Here is a 13238-nt window from a genome sequence, read left to right as displayed (position 1 = left end):
TCAGCTCGCCGCCCGGACAGCCGCGATGGCCTCGATCTCGATCATCGCCGCCGGATCGTAGAGCGCCTTGATTTCGGCAATCGTATCGGCCGGATACGGCGCGCTGAAGAACTTGCGGCGCAGTTCCACCACGTCCTGGAAGTGGCCCATGTCGGTCACGAAGATAGTGACCTTGACGACGTCGCCCAGGCTGGAGCCCCCTGCTTCCAGCACGCGCCGCAGGTTGGCGAACGCCTGCTCGCCCTGGGCGCGGAAACCGCCCTCGACGATCCTGCCGTCGTCGACGGCACCGGCCTGGCCCGAAACAAAGAGCAGGTTGCCGAACCGGATCCCCTGCGAAAGCAGGAACGGCTCGTAGTTGTCCGGTTGGGTGATGACACGTTCGAGCATGGTAAAGTCCTTTCGATGTGGATGGATGGCGTACCGGGAAGATAGGCGCGTCCGGCCTCCGTGACAAACTCGAAATCCTCAGCCATCAGGTGACCTGGTTTCATCCATAGCGCATGCGAAGACTCCCTCCCCTTTCGGCACTGCGCGCCTTCGAAGCGGCGGCACGGCATGGCAGCTTCAAGGAAGCCGCCAGCGAACTGGCCGTCACGCCCACCGCGGTCAGTCACCAGGTTCGTGCCCTCGAGGAGTACAGCGGGATGGCACTGTTCGATCGCCAGGTGCGCAGGGTGGTGCTGACCGACGCCGGCAAGGCGCTGTATCCCGTGCTGCGCGATGGCTTCAACAGCTTCGAGATGGCACTGCAGCGCCTGTCGAAGCCACAGGCGCGGGAGCGTGTCACGATATCGACCACGAGCGCTTTCATGGCTTACTGGCTGGCTCCGCGGGTTGCCGCCTTTCGCGCGCTGCATCCGAAGATCGACCTGGAACTTCACGCATCCGACCGCGCCGTCTCCCTGGGTGGCGATGGCGCCGACCTGGCGATCCGTTATGGGCAGGGGCCATATCCCGGGATGGTGGCCGAACCGCTGTTCGCCGACCGGTTCGCGCCGGTGGCCAGCCCTGATTTCGCCGGGGCTTCGGTCGATGACCTGGGCCACCTGCCGCTGATCGATTTCCAATGGCGACGCCAGCATCCACGCAATCCCACGTGGGAGCGCTGGTTCGCGGCAGCAGAGCTGGCACCGGATGGGCAGCGCGCCCAGTTGTGCTTTTCGGACGAGGCACATGCGATCGGCGCGGTGCTGGCCGGCCAGGGCATCGCCCTGCTGAGCCTTGAACTGGTCGCGGCGGAACTCGCCAATGGCCGGCTGGTCCAGCCGTTCACGCCGGCGATTCCCGGCCATACCTATCACCTCGTATGGAGCGCCGGGCACCTTCCCGCAGCGCCCGTGATGGCGGCGCTCGATTGGCTCAGGGAACAGGCTGGAACACTCGTGAAGACAACCAGCTGAGCGGCATTGACCGCTTTCCTACCACCACATCGCCAGTGCCGAGTACACCGTCAACGCCACCATCACGGCGCAGAACACCTTGCGCCACAACGGCTGCGACAGGTAACGCCGCAGCAGCGCCCCGGCCCCGGTCCACACGGAGATGCAGGGCAGGTTGACGGCGCAGAAGATCAGGCAGTACAGCGTGATCGCGAGCGGCACCGGCATGCCCTGCGGCAGGAATGCCGAGCTGCCCGTGATCGCCATGACCCAGGCCTTGGGATTGCAGAACTGGAACGCGGCCGCCGCCATGAAACCCATGGGCTGGCGCGCTTCTTCGGCCTGGCCGTCGAACGTCATGTCGCGCAGTTGCCAGGCGAGATACAGCAGGTAGCCGGAACCCGCGACCCTGAGCGCGAACTGTGCCGCCGGCACCGCCATGACGAGCGCGCCGATACCGGCCGCGCAGATGGCCAGCAGCACGCCGAAGCCGATCGTAATGCCGAGCATGTGCGGGATCGAGCGGCGAAAGCCGAACCAGATGCCCGACGAGGTCAGCATGATGTTGTTCGGTCCGGGCGTGATCGAGGACACGAAGGCGAACATCTTGACGTCCTCTCCTTCCTGGAGGAAAGAGATTCCTACGGTGCTACGCGGAAAATTGCGCAGTCGCTTCGGCGGGTTCCTGCTTCACGGAGAGGCCTGACTGCGCCCACTCTCCACAGGCTAACAAGCGGCATCCCCGCTCTAAAATATTGATCGCGCCGACCGCATCGGCATGATTTTCATAGCCACATTCGACACACCGAAATACCGCCTGAGTCTGCCGATTCTCTTTCGAAACATGCCCACAGGTCGGGCACCTCTGGCTGGTGTGGTGCGGGAGTACCGCGACCAGCATGCCGCCGCTCCACGCCATCTTGTATTGCAGTTGCCGCCTGAATTCGCCCCAGCCTTGGTCCAGGATGCCGCGGTTCAGTCCGCACTTCTGCCTCACCCTCTTGCCTGGCTGTTTGTTGGTGCCCCTGGCCGAGCTGGACATATTCCGTACCTGCAAATCCTCGATGCAGACGAGCGCGTGGTTTTTGCTGATCGTTGTCGTGGCTTTGTGCAGGAAGTCTTTCCGGGCATTCGCAATGCTGGCGTGAATCTTCTGGACACGGGCTTTCGCCTTCTTCCAGTTGTTGCTGAACTTGACCTTGCGGCTCATGCGACGCTGGTAGCGCGCAAGCCGCTGTTGATGCTTCGTGAAACTGTTCAACGGCTCGATGCACGTCTCATCACTCATCGTAGCGAAGCGCGCGATGCCGACATCAATGCCGATGGCTGTTGTCGCCGTGCGTAGTGGCTGCTCAAGCTCGCGTTGTGTTTGAATCGACACGAACCATTTGCCGCCTGACCAGCTTACGGTGACATTGCGCACGTCGCCCAGCACATCACGGCTTTTACGGTAACGCAGCCAGCCGAGTTTCGGCAGGAAAATGCGCAGATTGGCCTCATCGAGCTTGATCTGTTTCGTGTCGGGATAGTGGAAGCTGTCGCCGTTTCCTTTCCGTTTGAAACGAGGAAATCCGGCCCGCTTGGCGAAAAAGTTCTTGTACGCTCTGTCCAGGTCTTTCAAGGCATGCTGCAATGGATGACAGGGCGCCTCCTTCAGCCATGGCGTTTCCGGGCCATTGCGCCAGTCTGTCAGACGTCTGGCCATGGCCACATAACCGATGAATCTGTGACCTGCGTCGTGGTTCTCTTTTTGTAAAGCTAATGCCTTGTTGTAGACGAACCGGCATGCTCCGCCGAAGCTGCGCATATCGCGCACTTGCGCGCCGTTAGGCATCAGCTCGAACTTGAAGGCTTGTAGACGTTGCATGCTTCATGATAGGTCGTGCATGAGCAAAGACAACCATATTCGACACGCGCCTATTGACGTTACTGGCCAGTGCATCGAACAACAGGCGACTCCGGATTAGCTAAGGCCGGCTGTGCCGTCCACGCTCTTGACCTTGCCCTGAAGGACGAGGTTTGCCGCGCAACTGATCAATGGAAGGTAGGAGATCAGGTAGTGCATGGGCTCTTCGCGGTGAGATTCCATGCTAATCGAAGTGGCAGGTACAGTACGGTACACTTTCCGGAGAGCGCTATCCGTAGTGGCGGTATTTGTACCAGTACGCTTTGCAGGTCAGCTCTAATGCCTGTCGCCGTGGTCGCCTTGGCGTTCCCGCTCTTTCCTGTTCCTGTGCCTGGCCCACTCGCGCAGGATCGGCGAGATCGCCGCCACGATGCCCGCGCAGATGATCGCTATCCCCGCGTACAGCATGTCATTTCGGGTACAGCACCATCTGCGTGCAGCGGAACAGCGCGATCGTCTTGCCGTTCGCCTTGTTGGTCACGGTGGCGTCCCACACCTGCGTGGTCTTGCCCATATGGGCGGCCTTCGCCGTGACGGCGATCGTGCCTTCGCGCACCGTGCCGAGATGGTTCGACTTCAGCTCGATGGTGGTGAAATTCTCGGCGCCTTCGGGCAGGCTCACGAAGCAGCCGTAGCCGCAGGCGGTGTCGGCCAGCGTGACGACGGTGCCCGCGTGCAGGAAACCGTTCGGCGCCAGGTGGTGCTTCTGGATCTCGATCTCGGCCGAGAGTTCGCCGTGCGACGCCGCCGTGAAGCGGATGTTCATGTGGTCCGGCAGCGTGCCGTTGGCGCGGCTGTTGAAGCGTTCGAGTTTTTGCTGGATATCGTCCATGGCGTGTCCCCGGGTTGAATCTTGCATGATAAACCCTGGCACACACCATGCGGGACGAACAAGTCTTCTAAACCACAGTCCTCAATCGGCCTTGAAGTTCTGGCCCAGCGACATCGGCTTGTTCAGCAGGATCGTCTTCGGGTCGCGGCAGATGATCACCAGGATCACGATCGTGGCCAGATACGGCAGCATCGACAGGAACTGCGAGGGCACTGCGATTCCCAGGCCCTGGCCGTGGAACTGCAGCACGGTCACGCCGCCGAACAGGTAGGCGCCGAGCACCACGTTGCGCGGCTTCCACGTGGCGAACACCACCTGCGCCAGCGCGATCCAGCCCCGGCCCGCCACCATGCCTTCCACCCACATCGGCGTGAGCGCGAGCGACATGTACGCGCCGCCCACGCCCGCCATCGCGCCGCCGAACAACACGGCCGCATAACGCAGGCCGATGACCGGCATGCCGATCGCGTGGGCGCTGTGCGGCGCCTCGCCCACGGCCCGGATCTGCAGGCCGGTGCGCGTGTGCGCCAGCATCCAGCCCACCGCCACGACGAGCAGCAGCGACAGGTAGACGACGGGATCGAAGCGGAACAGCAGCGGCCCGATGAACGGTATGTCCGACAGCACGGGGAACGACAGCGGCGCGATCGGTGCCACCGTCTGGCCCACCAGGTCGCGGCCGAGGAAGGCGGAAAGGCCGATGCCGAACAGCGTCAGCGCCAGGCCGGTCGCCACCTGGTTCGTCTGCAGCGTCAGGACGAGGAAGCCGAACAGCAGGGACATCGCCATGCCCGCCAGCAGCGCGGCCAGCAGGCCCAGGGTCAGCGAACCGGTGCTCACCGTGGTCATGAAGCCCGTCACGGCGCCGACGAGCATGATGCCTTCGAGCCCCAGGTTCAGCACGCCGGAGCGTTCGGCCACCAGCTCGCCGGACGATGCCAGCACGAGGGGCGTGGCGGCACCGGCGGTGCTGGCCAGGAATGCGATCACGTATTCGGTATTCATGCGGCGATCTCCGGCGTTGCGACAGGCGCCACGCGGGTGCGCGGCTTGAAGCGGTAATGGATGAACAGGTCGGCCGCCAGCAGGTAGAACAGCAGCAGGCCCTGGAACAGGCCGGTGATGGCCGATGGCAGTTGCAGCTCGATCTGCGCGGCCTCGCCGCCGATGTACAGCAGCGACATCAGCAGCGCGGCCAGCAGCACGCCCACCGGATGCAGCCGGCCGACGTAGGCGACGATGATCGCCGCGAAGCCATAGCCGGGCGAGACGGACGGCTGCAGCTGGCCGATCGGGCCGGCCACTTCGCCCACGCCCGCCAGGCCCGCCATCGCGCCACTGACGAGGAATGCCAGCCACACGTTGCGCGGTGCCGAAAAGCCCGCATACAGCGCGGCGGCCGGCGACATGCCGCTGACCTGCATGCGGTAGCCGGCGAAGGTGTGGCGGCAGAAGAACCACGCGCCGGCCACGCTCACCAGCGACAGGACGAACGCACCGTTGACGCGCAAGCCTTCGACGAGCAGCGGCAGCGTGGCCGCATCGCCGAACATCTTCGACTGCGGGAAATTGAACCCGTCCGGATCGCGCAGCGGGCCGTGCACCAGGTAGCTCAGCAGAAGGTAGGCCACGTACACGAGCATGAGGCTGACGAGGATCTCGCTGGTGTTGAAGCGCGTGCGCAGCAGCGCGGGAATCGCCGCCCACGCCATGCCACCGAGCGCGCCGGCAACGAGCATCAGCGGCAACACCCACGGCGCTTCCACGCCGTCGAAATACAAGGCCACGCAGCCGGCGGCGATCGCGCCCACCGTGAGCTGGCCATCGGCGCCGATGTTGTGCACGTCCGCGCGGAAGCCGATGGCCAGGCCCACGCCGCACAGGATCAGCGGCGTGGCCTTCAGCAGCAGTTCACCCACGCCATACAGCGTGGTGGCGGGCTTGATGAAGTACACGTAGAACGCGTGCAGCGGTTCCTGGCCCATGGCCATGAACAGGATCGAACCGCTGACGAGCATCGCCAGGGCGGCGATCAGCGGCGACGCGAGCATCATCGCGCGCGAGGGGGCGGGGCGGGCTTCAAGCCGGGACATGGCGGCGTCCTTCCTGTTTTGCATTGACGGTGGGGGCTGTGGAAAAGTCACCGCTCATCCACACCCCGACCTGGTTGACGGTGGCCTGGGCGGCGGGCACCGCCGGCGACAGCCGGCCCTTGGCCAGCACGGCAATGCGATCGCACATCATGAACAGCTCGTCGAGTTCCTCGGAGATGACGAGCACCGCCACGCCCTGGTCGCGCAAGTCGATGATCGCCTGCCGGATCAGCATCGCCGCGCCGATGTCGACGCCCCACGTGGGCTGTGCCAGCACCATCACCTTCGGCGCCAGCGCGATCTCGCGCCCGACGATGAATTTTTGCAGGTTGCCGCCGGAAAGGCTGGACGCGGCAGCCCCGGCGCCGCCGCACTTCACCTTGAAGCGCTCGATCACGCGCCCGGCAAAGGCGGCGATCGCGCCACGGCGTATCAGGCCATGGCGCAGCATGCCCGCACCGTCGGCAAGGTAACCCGTCAGCAGCGCGTTGTCGGCCAGCGACATGGCCGGCACGGCGCCGCGCCCCAGCCGTTCTTCCGGCACGAAGCCGAGGCCCAGCCGGCGCCGCGCGGCTGCGTTCATGCGGCCGGCATCGATGCCGAGCAGGCGGATGCCTTGCGGATGGCGCAGCGGCACTTCGCCGGAAATCGCCTTCATCAATTCCTGCTGGCCGTTGCCGGACACGCCGGCCAGCCCGACGATCTCGCCGGCATGGAGGTCCAGCGTGATGTCATGCAGGTCGGTGCCGAACGGATCGGGACTGGGCAGCGACAGCCTGTCCAGCGCCAGCCGCACTTCGCCCGGATCGCGGGGTGCCAGCGTGCATGTCGGCAGGTCGCCGCCGATCATCATTTCGGCCAGTTCGTGCGCCGTCTGCGTGCGCGGCGTGGCCGTGCCGGACACGCGCCCGGCACGCAGCACGGTGGCCTTGTCGCACAACGCCTGGATCTCGTCGAGCTTGTGGCTGATGTAGAGGATGCTGACGCCTTCGGCCGCCAGCTGGCGCAGCGAGATGAACAGCTTCTGCACCGCGTCCGGCGTGAGCACCGACGTGGGTTCATCCATGATCAGCAGGCGCGGCGACTGCAGCAGGCAGCGCACGATCTCCACGCGCTGGCGCTCGCCGACGGACATGCTGTGCACGCGGCGCTCCGGATCGAGCGGCAGGCCATAGCGTGCGGAGACCTGGCGGATGCGCGGCGCCAGCTTTGCCGGCGTGATCTTCTCGTCCAGCGCCAACGCGATGTTCTCGGCCACGGTCAGCGTCTCGAACAGCGCGAAATGCTGGAACACCATGCCCACGCCAAGGCGGCGCGCGGCGGCCGGCGAAGGGATCGTCACCTGCCTGCCCTCCCACAGGATCTCGCCGGCATCGGGCCGCGTCACGCCGTAGATCATCTTCATCAGCGTGCTCTTGCCCGCGCCATTCTCGCCCAGCACGGCGTGGATCTCGCCGGGCATGACGACCAGGTCGACACGATCGTTGGCAACGACGGACGGGTAGATCTTCGAGATGCCGAGAAGCCGCAGCCTCGGCTCGACGCGCGGCTCTTCGCGCTGTTCGATGCCAGGCCGCCCGGGAGGCGGTTCGAAGGGTGTGGTCATCTGCGGCTCCATCGTGGGGTAACGGGAAAGCTTCTGCAAGTCCCATGCCACCACTGCATGTCTTCACCTGTCGGGCTGACACAACAATGTATGCGCCATTTTGTATACAAAACGCACCACAATATGTGCACTATCTCCCCATTGAAGTGCATCCGGCATGACGTTTCCCCATTCACTGCCGAGCACGATTCCTGCTTTCCCACCACGATCGTGCGCGGAGAGATTCCGCCCGAATCCAGCCAGAAGCGGAGACTGTCGATGACGAAGCACACCCAGGCGGAGGGCCCACCAGGCCGCCGCATGCCCGCGGCCGAACCGGCGGCGGCAAGCAAGCGCGTAAACAAAGCAGCAGGCAAGACAAAGAGTAAGCCGGCAAACAAGCCCGTCAGCACGAAGCACGGCGAGGCCGCCATCGATGTGCGAATTTATAACGCCGTCGTGAACGCCGTGATGAGCCACAAGCTGCCACCCGGTACACGGCTGGGCGAAGCGGAATTCTGCGAGCTGTATGGCGTCAGCCGCACCACGGTGCGCAAGGCGTTGCAGCGGCTGGCGCACGACCACATTGTGGACCTGCGGCCGAACCGTGGTGCCGTGGTGGCATCGCCATCGCCGCAGGAAGCACGCGACGTTTTCGCCGTGCGCCGCGCGCTGGAGCGCGAGATCGTGCCCCTCGTGATCCGGCACATCACGCCCGCCTCGATTGCCCGCATCCGCGCCGCGCTGGATGCGGAAGAACAGGCGCGCCGCAGTGGCGACCGCGCGGCCTGGATCCGCCTGGGCGGCGAATTCCACCTTCTGCTGGCGGAACTGGCCAACAACGCCGTGCTGCAGCGCTTCATGGTGGAACTGGTATCGCGCTCGTCGCTGATCATCGCCGTCTATGAAAACCCGGGCGCACCGATGTGCGGCAACCACGAGCACCACGACCTGATGGCCCTGATCCAGAAAGGCGATGTGGCGGGCGCCACCGCGCTGATCGAACATCACCTCGAAGAAATCGAGGCACGGCTGCATTTGGACACGCCGGAACGCAAATTGAGTCTCGCCGAAGCACTATTCGGTCGCTAGAAAATTGTATACAAAACGCCCCAAAGTTGTGTGCATAATGCACCGGCAATGCACATCGGCACCGTTGGGACGTTCCGTCCTGGTGCGGAGTTTCAAAGCGGAGGGCACGCCGTCATAGGAGACAGCGGGGTGGCCCGGTACTTGCTAAGGGTACTGTCGACGTTGCATGCAATCTTTCGGCACATTGGATGCAATCCGTTACACAACACTTACAAGGACTTCGCATGAACACCATTCGTCTTGCTGCTTCATTCGCTCTCGCCGCCACCTTCGCCAGCGCCGCCCACGCGGCCGACTGGAGCGATACTTCGCTGAGCTACCGCTACGGTACGAAATTCTCGGAGCCGTACAACGGCGCCGACATCACCAAGCACGTGGTGAACTTCAGCCACGCCAGCGGCTACAAGTACGGCAGCAATTTCTTCAGTGTCGATTACCTGCTGTCGGACGAGAACGATCCGTCCGCCGTGGGCTCCCGCTCGGGTGCGCACGAAGCCTATGCGCTGTACCGCCATACCCTCGACCTGGGCAAGGTCACCGGCAAGAACCTCTCTTACGGTGTGATCCGCGGGTTCGGCATCACGGGTGGTTTCGACATCAACAGCAAGACCGATGCCGGCTACAACTCGAAGAAGCGCATGCTGGTCCTCGGCCCCACGATCATGTTCGACGTGCCCGGTTTCCTGAACGTGAGCCTGGTGGCGTTGCATGAATCCAACGCTCCCTACAACGGCTTCACGCAAAAAGCGACCGACCGCTACCGCTACGACACGCACGCCGCGCTGTTCAGTTCCTGGAGCATTCCAATCCCGAACGTGCCGCTGGAATTCGAAGGCTATGCGAACTACATCGGTACCAAGGGCCTGAACGAATACGGCGCTCCGACGGCCGTGGAAATCAACGTCGACATGAAGCTGATGTACGACGTGAGCTCGCTGCTCGGCGCGAACAAGAACACCTTCAAGCTCGGCGTGGGCTACCAGTACTGGAAGAACAAGTTCGGCAACCCGTCGAAGACCGTTCCAGGCGCCACCGCACGAACCCCGATGGTGCGTGCCGAATACCATTTCTGACCAACCTGTAGAGGAACATCATGAATCGTCGCAAGCTGCTCGCCTTGGCCACCCTGTCCGCCGCGCTGGGCGCGGCCGCCACCGCCGCTCCGGCGCTGGCACAGGAGCCCTTGAAGGTGGGTTTCGTCTATATCGGCCCGGTCGGCGACGCAGGCTGGACTTACGCCCACGAACAGGGCCGTCTCGAGATGGAGAAGGCACTGGGCGGCAAGGTGAAGTCCACCTATGTCGAGAACGTGCCGGAAGGCGCGGACTCCGAACGCGTGATCCGCAAGCTTGCGGCGGATGGCAACAAGCTCATTTTCACCACCTCGTTCGGCTACATGAACGCGACGGAGAAAGTGGCAAGGGGATTCCCGAACGTGGTGTTCCAGCACGCCACCGGATTCAAGACCAACAAGAACATGGGCGCCTATGAGGCACGCTTGTTCGAAGGCTCCTACCTGCAGGGCATTATCGCCGGCAAGATGACGAAGACGAATACCCTCGGCTTCGTGGGCTCGTTCCCCGTGCCGGAAGTGATCCGCAACATCAACGCCTTCACGCTGGGCGCACAGAGCGTGAACCCGAAGATCAAGACGAAGATCATCTGGGTGAACAGCTGGTACGACCCGGCCAAGGAGCGCCAGGCGGCGGAAACGCTGATCGCCCAGGGCGCGGACGTGCTGACGCAGAACACGGACTCCCCGGCCACGCTGCAGGCGGCCCAGGAAAAGGGCAAGTATGCATTCGGCTGGGATTCCGACATGCAGCGCTTTGCACCGAAGGCCCACCTCACCGCGAGCACCAACCAGTGGGGTGGCTACTACACCGAAGTGGCCAAGGCCGTGCTGGCGGGCACCTGGAAGACAGGGCACGTGCACGGCGGCCTGAAGGAAGGCATGGTCAAGATGTCGCCGCTGAACCCGGCGGTGCCTGCCGACGCGGCCAAGCTCTTCGAAGCGAAGAAGGCTGCTTTCGCGGCCGGCACCGCGGTACCGTTCACCGGGCCGATCAAGGACCAGTCGGGCGCCGTCAAGGTGGCCGCCGGCGTGCAGATGCCGATGAAGGAACTGATGTCGATGAACTTCTACGTGCAGGGCGTGGAAGGCACGATTCCGAAGTAATCACGCCTATCGAAAAACCGATTGACCCGAGTTGCGGGACGGGCCCCCACCCGTCCCGTTTTTTTATCTGAAAGACCATATGACCGAACCGACAGCGCGCGACCACCAGTTCCTGACGGACGTGCTCGCGCTGGCCCAGCGCTCGCGCGACGAGGGCCACCACCCGTTCGCCGCCATCATCGCCGATGCCGAAGGCAACGTGATCGCGCAGGCGATGAACGCATCGAGCAGCGACCGCACCGCGCATGCGGAAATGAATGCGCTGCGCATCGCCTCGTCGCAGTATTCGCCCGACCGGCTTGCGGGCGCCACGATGTACACGAACGCCGAACCCTGCGCCATGTGCGCAGGCGGCACCTACTGGAGCGGCGTGGGAAGAGTGGTGTATGCGATGTCCGAAGCGACGCTGCTGTCGCTGACCGGCAGCGATCCGGAAAACCCCACGCTGTCGCTGCCGTGCCGGCAAGTGTTCGCCGCCGGGCAGCGGCCGACCGAGGTGATCGGGCCATGGCGCGAGGACGAAGCGAAAGTCGCGCACGCGGGCTTCTGGCACAAGGATCAGTAAAGCCAAGGGGCCAGGTGTCTGACACTATTTCCTGGGTGCCTTATCCAGGAAATAGTGTCAGACACCGGTTTTCGCATGCAGTATCAGGCGCCGGCCCCTGCCTGCGCAGGCCGCAGCCGCATCCGCAACGCCGTCGGCCCCATCACGAACCCCTGCACTTCCGCCGGCTCCGTGCGATCCCCCGCCCGCACGCCGACGATGTCGAAGCGCCCCAGCAGCACGGCCATCGCCACCTTCATTTCCATCAGCGACAGGTAGCGCCCCGGGCACATGCGCGGCCCGGCGCCGAACGGCAGCGCCACGCCCTTGTCCGCCTTGCCGGCCAGCCAGCGCTCCGGATCGAAGCGTTGCGCATCCGGGAATGCCTTGTCGTCCACGCTGTCGTGGCGCAGCACGCACCACAGCAGCGTATCCTTCGGCAGCGCAACGCCCATCACCGTGGTGTCGCGCAACGCCTGCAACGGCAGGAACGGCGCGGGCGGTTTCAGGCGCATCGCCTCGAGCGCGCAGGCATCGAGGTAGTCGAGCGTGCCGATGCTTTCCGGCGTCAGTGACGAAACGTTCCGGCGTACTTCATCCTGCACGCGTGCCAGAACTGCCGGGTTCTGCCACAACAGCCAGATCAGCCATGCCAGCGCGCTGGACGTCGTATCCTCGCCCGCCAGCAGCATCGTCGTGACGTTGCCGGCCACGCCGCAGTCATCCACGCCGCTATCCGGCTGGTCGGCCGCGGCCAGCATCGCCTGCAGCATATTCGCCGGCTGCTCGCGCAGCGCTGGATCGGCGGCCATCGCGGCCCGTGCATCGGCGATGAAGCCATCCGTGGCTTCGCGCACGGCGCGCACGCTGCGCTCCAGCCGGCGGTCCGCCGGCAGCCTGAACCAGCGCCAGTAGCGGAATGGCAGCAGCGAGCGGCGCGCCACACCGGCCAGCACGGTTTCCACGTGTTCCTGGATCGCGTTGCCGCCGCTCTCGATCGTGTTGACGTCCGCGCCGAACGCAAGACCGGCGATCACATCCACCGCATAGCGCTTCAGGTCGGCGTTCAGGTCGATCTCGTGTTCCCCGGCCGCATGCCAGCGCGCTTCCAGCCGCTGCGCCACCTGCACCATGCGGTCGAAATAGGCCCTGATCGCCGTGGGCGAAAAGGCATGCATCACCATGCGGCGCTGGTTGCGCCACACGTCGCCTTCGGCCAGGAACAGGCCGACATTGCCGCCCAGTTCCGCCGACACCTCGGCCGTGATGGACGGGCGCCGGAAGCCATCGGGCCGGTCGCGCAGCACGGCCGTGATGGCGGCGCTGTCGGACAGCACGACCACTTCGCGCGGCCCGATCCGCGCGCGGAACATCGGGCCATATTCGCGGCTCCACCGTTCCATCGCCAGGTGGATCGTCGCCGGTTGCAGTTGCAGCGCATTGCCCAGCAATGGCAGGCCGCGCGGCGCGGGCAGGTCGGCAATCGCTTGCGGGCGGGTCGGGTCGGGCATCTCGGCGGCCGTGGTACTCATGCGCTCTCCTTGCAGGTCAATGGTGCCCAGTGTGCCTGGCGCCGCGCCGGCCGTCTTGAACGTTTGCGACATGGGAATGCCGGGCATGCGGCA

13 protein-coding genes are annotated in these 13238 nt (G+C 64.5%); 5 read left to right on the top strand and 8 right to left on the bottom strand.

Annotation, left to right across the window (positions count from 1 at the left end):
- Positions 1-390, bottom strand: a complete 390-nt coding sequence (locus EWM63_RS13510) for a RidA family protein (RefSeq protein ID WP_130186999.1) — start codon at positions 388-390, stop codon at positions 1-3.
- A 113-nt stretch (positions 391-503) separates the two neighbouring features.
- Between EWM63_RS13510 and EWM63_RS13505 the strand changes: the two genes are divergently transcribed.
- Positions 504-1403 (top strand): LysR substrate-binding domain-containing protein, encoded by a 900-nt coding sequence (locus EWM63_RS13505; RefSeq protein ID WP_130186998.1) that lies wholly within the window; start codon positions 504-506, stop codon positions 1401-1403.
- Between the two features lie 18 nt (positions 1404-1421).
- On the opposite strand, the gene EWM63_RS13500 is transcribed toward EWM63_RS13505, so the two are convergent.
- The 6 genes from EWM63_RS13500 to EWM63_RS13475 form a co-directional block, all read right to left on the bottom strand.
- Positions 1422-1988 carry a LysE family translocator gene (locus EWM63_RS13500; protein WP_130186997.1) on the bottom strand — a complete coding sequence of 189 codons (567 nt, stop codon included), beginning with the start codon at positions 1986-1988 and terminating at the stop codon, positions 1422-1424.
- Positions 1989-2031: 43 nt separating this feature from the next.
- Positions 2032-3249, bottom strand: a complete 1218-nt coding sequence (locus tag EWM63_RS13495; RefSeq protein WP_130186996.1) for an RNA-guided endonuclease InsQ/TnpB family protein — start codon at positions 3247-3249, stop codon at positions 2032-2034.
- Between the two features lie 448 nt (positions 3250-3697).
- A complete protein-coding gene (locus EWM63_RS13490; RefSeq protein ID WP_371861220.1) occupies positions 3698-4147 on the bottom strand; it encodes a PaaI family thioesterase in 450 nt (149 codons plus the stop codon).
- A gap of 54 nt (positions 4148-4201) precedes the next feature.
- A complete protein-coding gene (locus EWM63_RS13485) occupies positions 4202-5125 on the bottom strand; it encodes an ABC transporter permease (RefSeq protein ID WP_130186995.1) in 924 nt (307 codons plus the stop codon).
- Complete coding sequence (locus EWM63_RS13480) at positions 5122-6213, bottom strand: ABC transporter permease (RefSeq protein ID WP_130186994.1); 1092 nt, start codon at positions 6211-6213, stop codon at positions 5122-5124. The genes EWM63_RS13485 and EWM63_RS13480 overlap by 4 nt, the downstream gene beginning before the upstream one ends.
- Complete coding sequence (locus EWM63_RS13475) at positions 6200-7819, bottom strand: ABC transporter ATP-binding protein (RefSeq protein WP_130186993.1); 1620 nt, start codon at positions 7817-7819, stop codon at positions 6200-6202. The genes EWM63_RS13480 and EWM63_RS13475 overlap by 14 nt, the downstream gene beginning before the upstream one ends.
- A gap of 258 nt (positions 7820-8077) precedes the next feature.
- On the opposite strand from EWM63_RS13475, the gene EWM63_RS13470 reads away from it, so the two are divergent.
- The 4 genes from EWM63_RS13470 to EWM63_RS13455 all read left to right on the top strand — a co-directional run bounded on the left by EWM63_RS13470 (position 8078) and on the right by EWM63_RS13455 (position 11634).
- Positions 8078-8890: a GntR family transcriptional regulator gene (locus EWM63_RS13470; RefSeq protein WP_229487883.1), complete on the top strand. Its 813-nt coding sequence runs from the start codon at positions 8078-8080 to the stop codon at positions 8888-8890.
- A 224-nt stretch (positions 8891-9114) separates the two neighbouring features.
- Positions 9115-9963 (top strand): outer envelope protein, encoded by an 849-nt coding sequence (locus tag EWM63_RS13465; protein WP_130186992.1) that lies wholly within the window; start codon positions 9115-9117, stop codon positions 9961-9963.
- A gap of 20 nt (positions 9964-9983) precedes the next feature.
- Positions 9984-11069 (top strand): BMP family ABC transporter substrate-binding protein, encoded by a 1086-nt coding sequence (locus EWM63_RS13460; RefSeq protein ID WP_130186991.1) that lies wholly within the window; start codon positions 9984-9986, stop codon positions 11067-11069.
- Positions 11070-11148: 79 nt separating this feature from the next.
- Positions 11149-11634 (top strand): nucleoside deaminase, encoded by a 486-nt coding sequence (locus EWM63_RS13455; RefSeq protein ID WP_130186990.1) that lies wholly within the window; start codon positions 11149-11151, stop codon positions 11632-11634.
- 83 nt (positions 11635-11717) lie between these two features.
- On the opposite strand, the gene EWM63_RS13450 is transcribed toward EWM63_RS13455, so the two are convergent.
- A complete protein-coding gene (locus EWM63_RS13450) occupies positions 11718-13217 on the bottom strand; it encodes a cytochrome P450 (protein WP_229487882.1) in 1500 nt (499 codons plus the stop codon).
- Between the last annotated feature and the right edge of the window lie 21 nt (positions 13218-13238).

The organism is Pseudoduganella lutea (genome assembly GCF_004209755.1).
In the GTDB taxonomy this organism is placed as follows: Bacteria; Pseudomonadota; Gammaproteobacteria; order Burkholderiales; family Burkholderiaceae_D; genus Rugamonas; species Rugamonas lutea.
The sequence above is the reverse complement of the archived record's forward strand: the minus strand, read 5'-3'. Positions and strand labels throughout refer to the sequence as shown.

What these genes read in the sequence shown, in the direction of transcription:
- EWM63_RS13450 (WP_229487882.1), bottom strand. Translation starts at nt 13,217, where the DNA reads ATGTCGCAAACGTTCAAGACGGCCGGCGCGGCGCCAGGCACACTGGGC.
- EWM63_RS13485 (WP_130186995.1), bottom strand. Translation starts at nt 5,125, where the DNA reads ATGAATACCGAATACGTGATCGCATTCCTGGCCAGCACCGCCGGTGCC.
- EWM63_RS13495 (WP_130186996.1), bottom strand. Translation starts at nt 3,249, where the DNA reads ATGCAACGTCTACAAGCCTTCAAGTTCGAGCTGATGCCTAACGGCGCG.
- EWM63_RS13460 (WP_130186991.1), top strand. Translation starts at nt 9,984, where the DNA reads ATGAATCGTCGCAAGCTGCTCGCCTTGGCCACCCTGTCCGCCGCGCTG.
- EWM63_RS13490 (WP_371861220.1), bottom strand. Translation starts at nt 4,147, where the DNA reads ATGCAAGATTCAACCCGGGGACACGCCATGGACGATATCCAGCAAAAA.
- EWM63_RS13470 (WP_229487883.1), top strand. Translation starts at nt 8,078, where the DNA reads ATGACGAAGCACACCCAGGCGGAGGGCCCACCAGGCCGCCGCATGCCC.
- EWM63_RS13465 (WP_130186992.1), top strand. Translation starts at nt 9,115, where the DNA reads ATGAACACCATTCGTCTTGCTGCTTCATTCGCTCTCGCCGCCACCTTC.
- EWM63_RS13475 (WP_130186993.1), bottom strand. Translation starts at nt 7,819, where the DNA reads ATGACCACACCCTTCGAACCGCCTCCCGGGCGGCCTGGCATCGAACAG.
- EWM63_RS13455 (WP_130186990.1), top strand. Translation starts at nt 11,149, where the DNA reads ATGACCGAACCGACAGCGCGCGACCACCAGTTCCTGACGGACGTGCTC.
- EWM63_RS13480 (WP_130186994.1), bottom strand. Translation starts at nt 6,213, where the DNA reads ATGTCCCGGCTTGAAGCCCGCCCCGCCCCCTCGCGCGCGATGATGCTC.
- EWM63_RS13500 (WP_130186997.1), bottom strand. Translation starts at nt 1,988, where the DNA reads ATGTTCGCCTTCGTGTCCTCGATCACGCCCGGACCGAACAACATCATG.
- EWM63_RS13510 (WP_130186999.1), bottom strand. Translation starts at nt 390, where the DNA reads ATGCTCGAACGTGTCATCACCCAACCGGACAACTACGAGCCGTTCCTG.
- EWM63_RS13505 (WP_130186998.1), top strand. Translation starts at nt 504, where the DNA reads ATGCGAAGACTCCCTCCCCTTTCGGCACTGCGCGCCTTCGAAGCGGCG.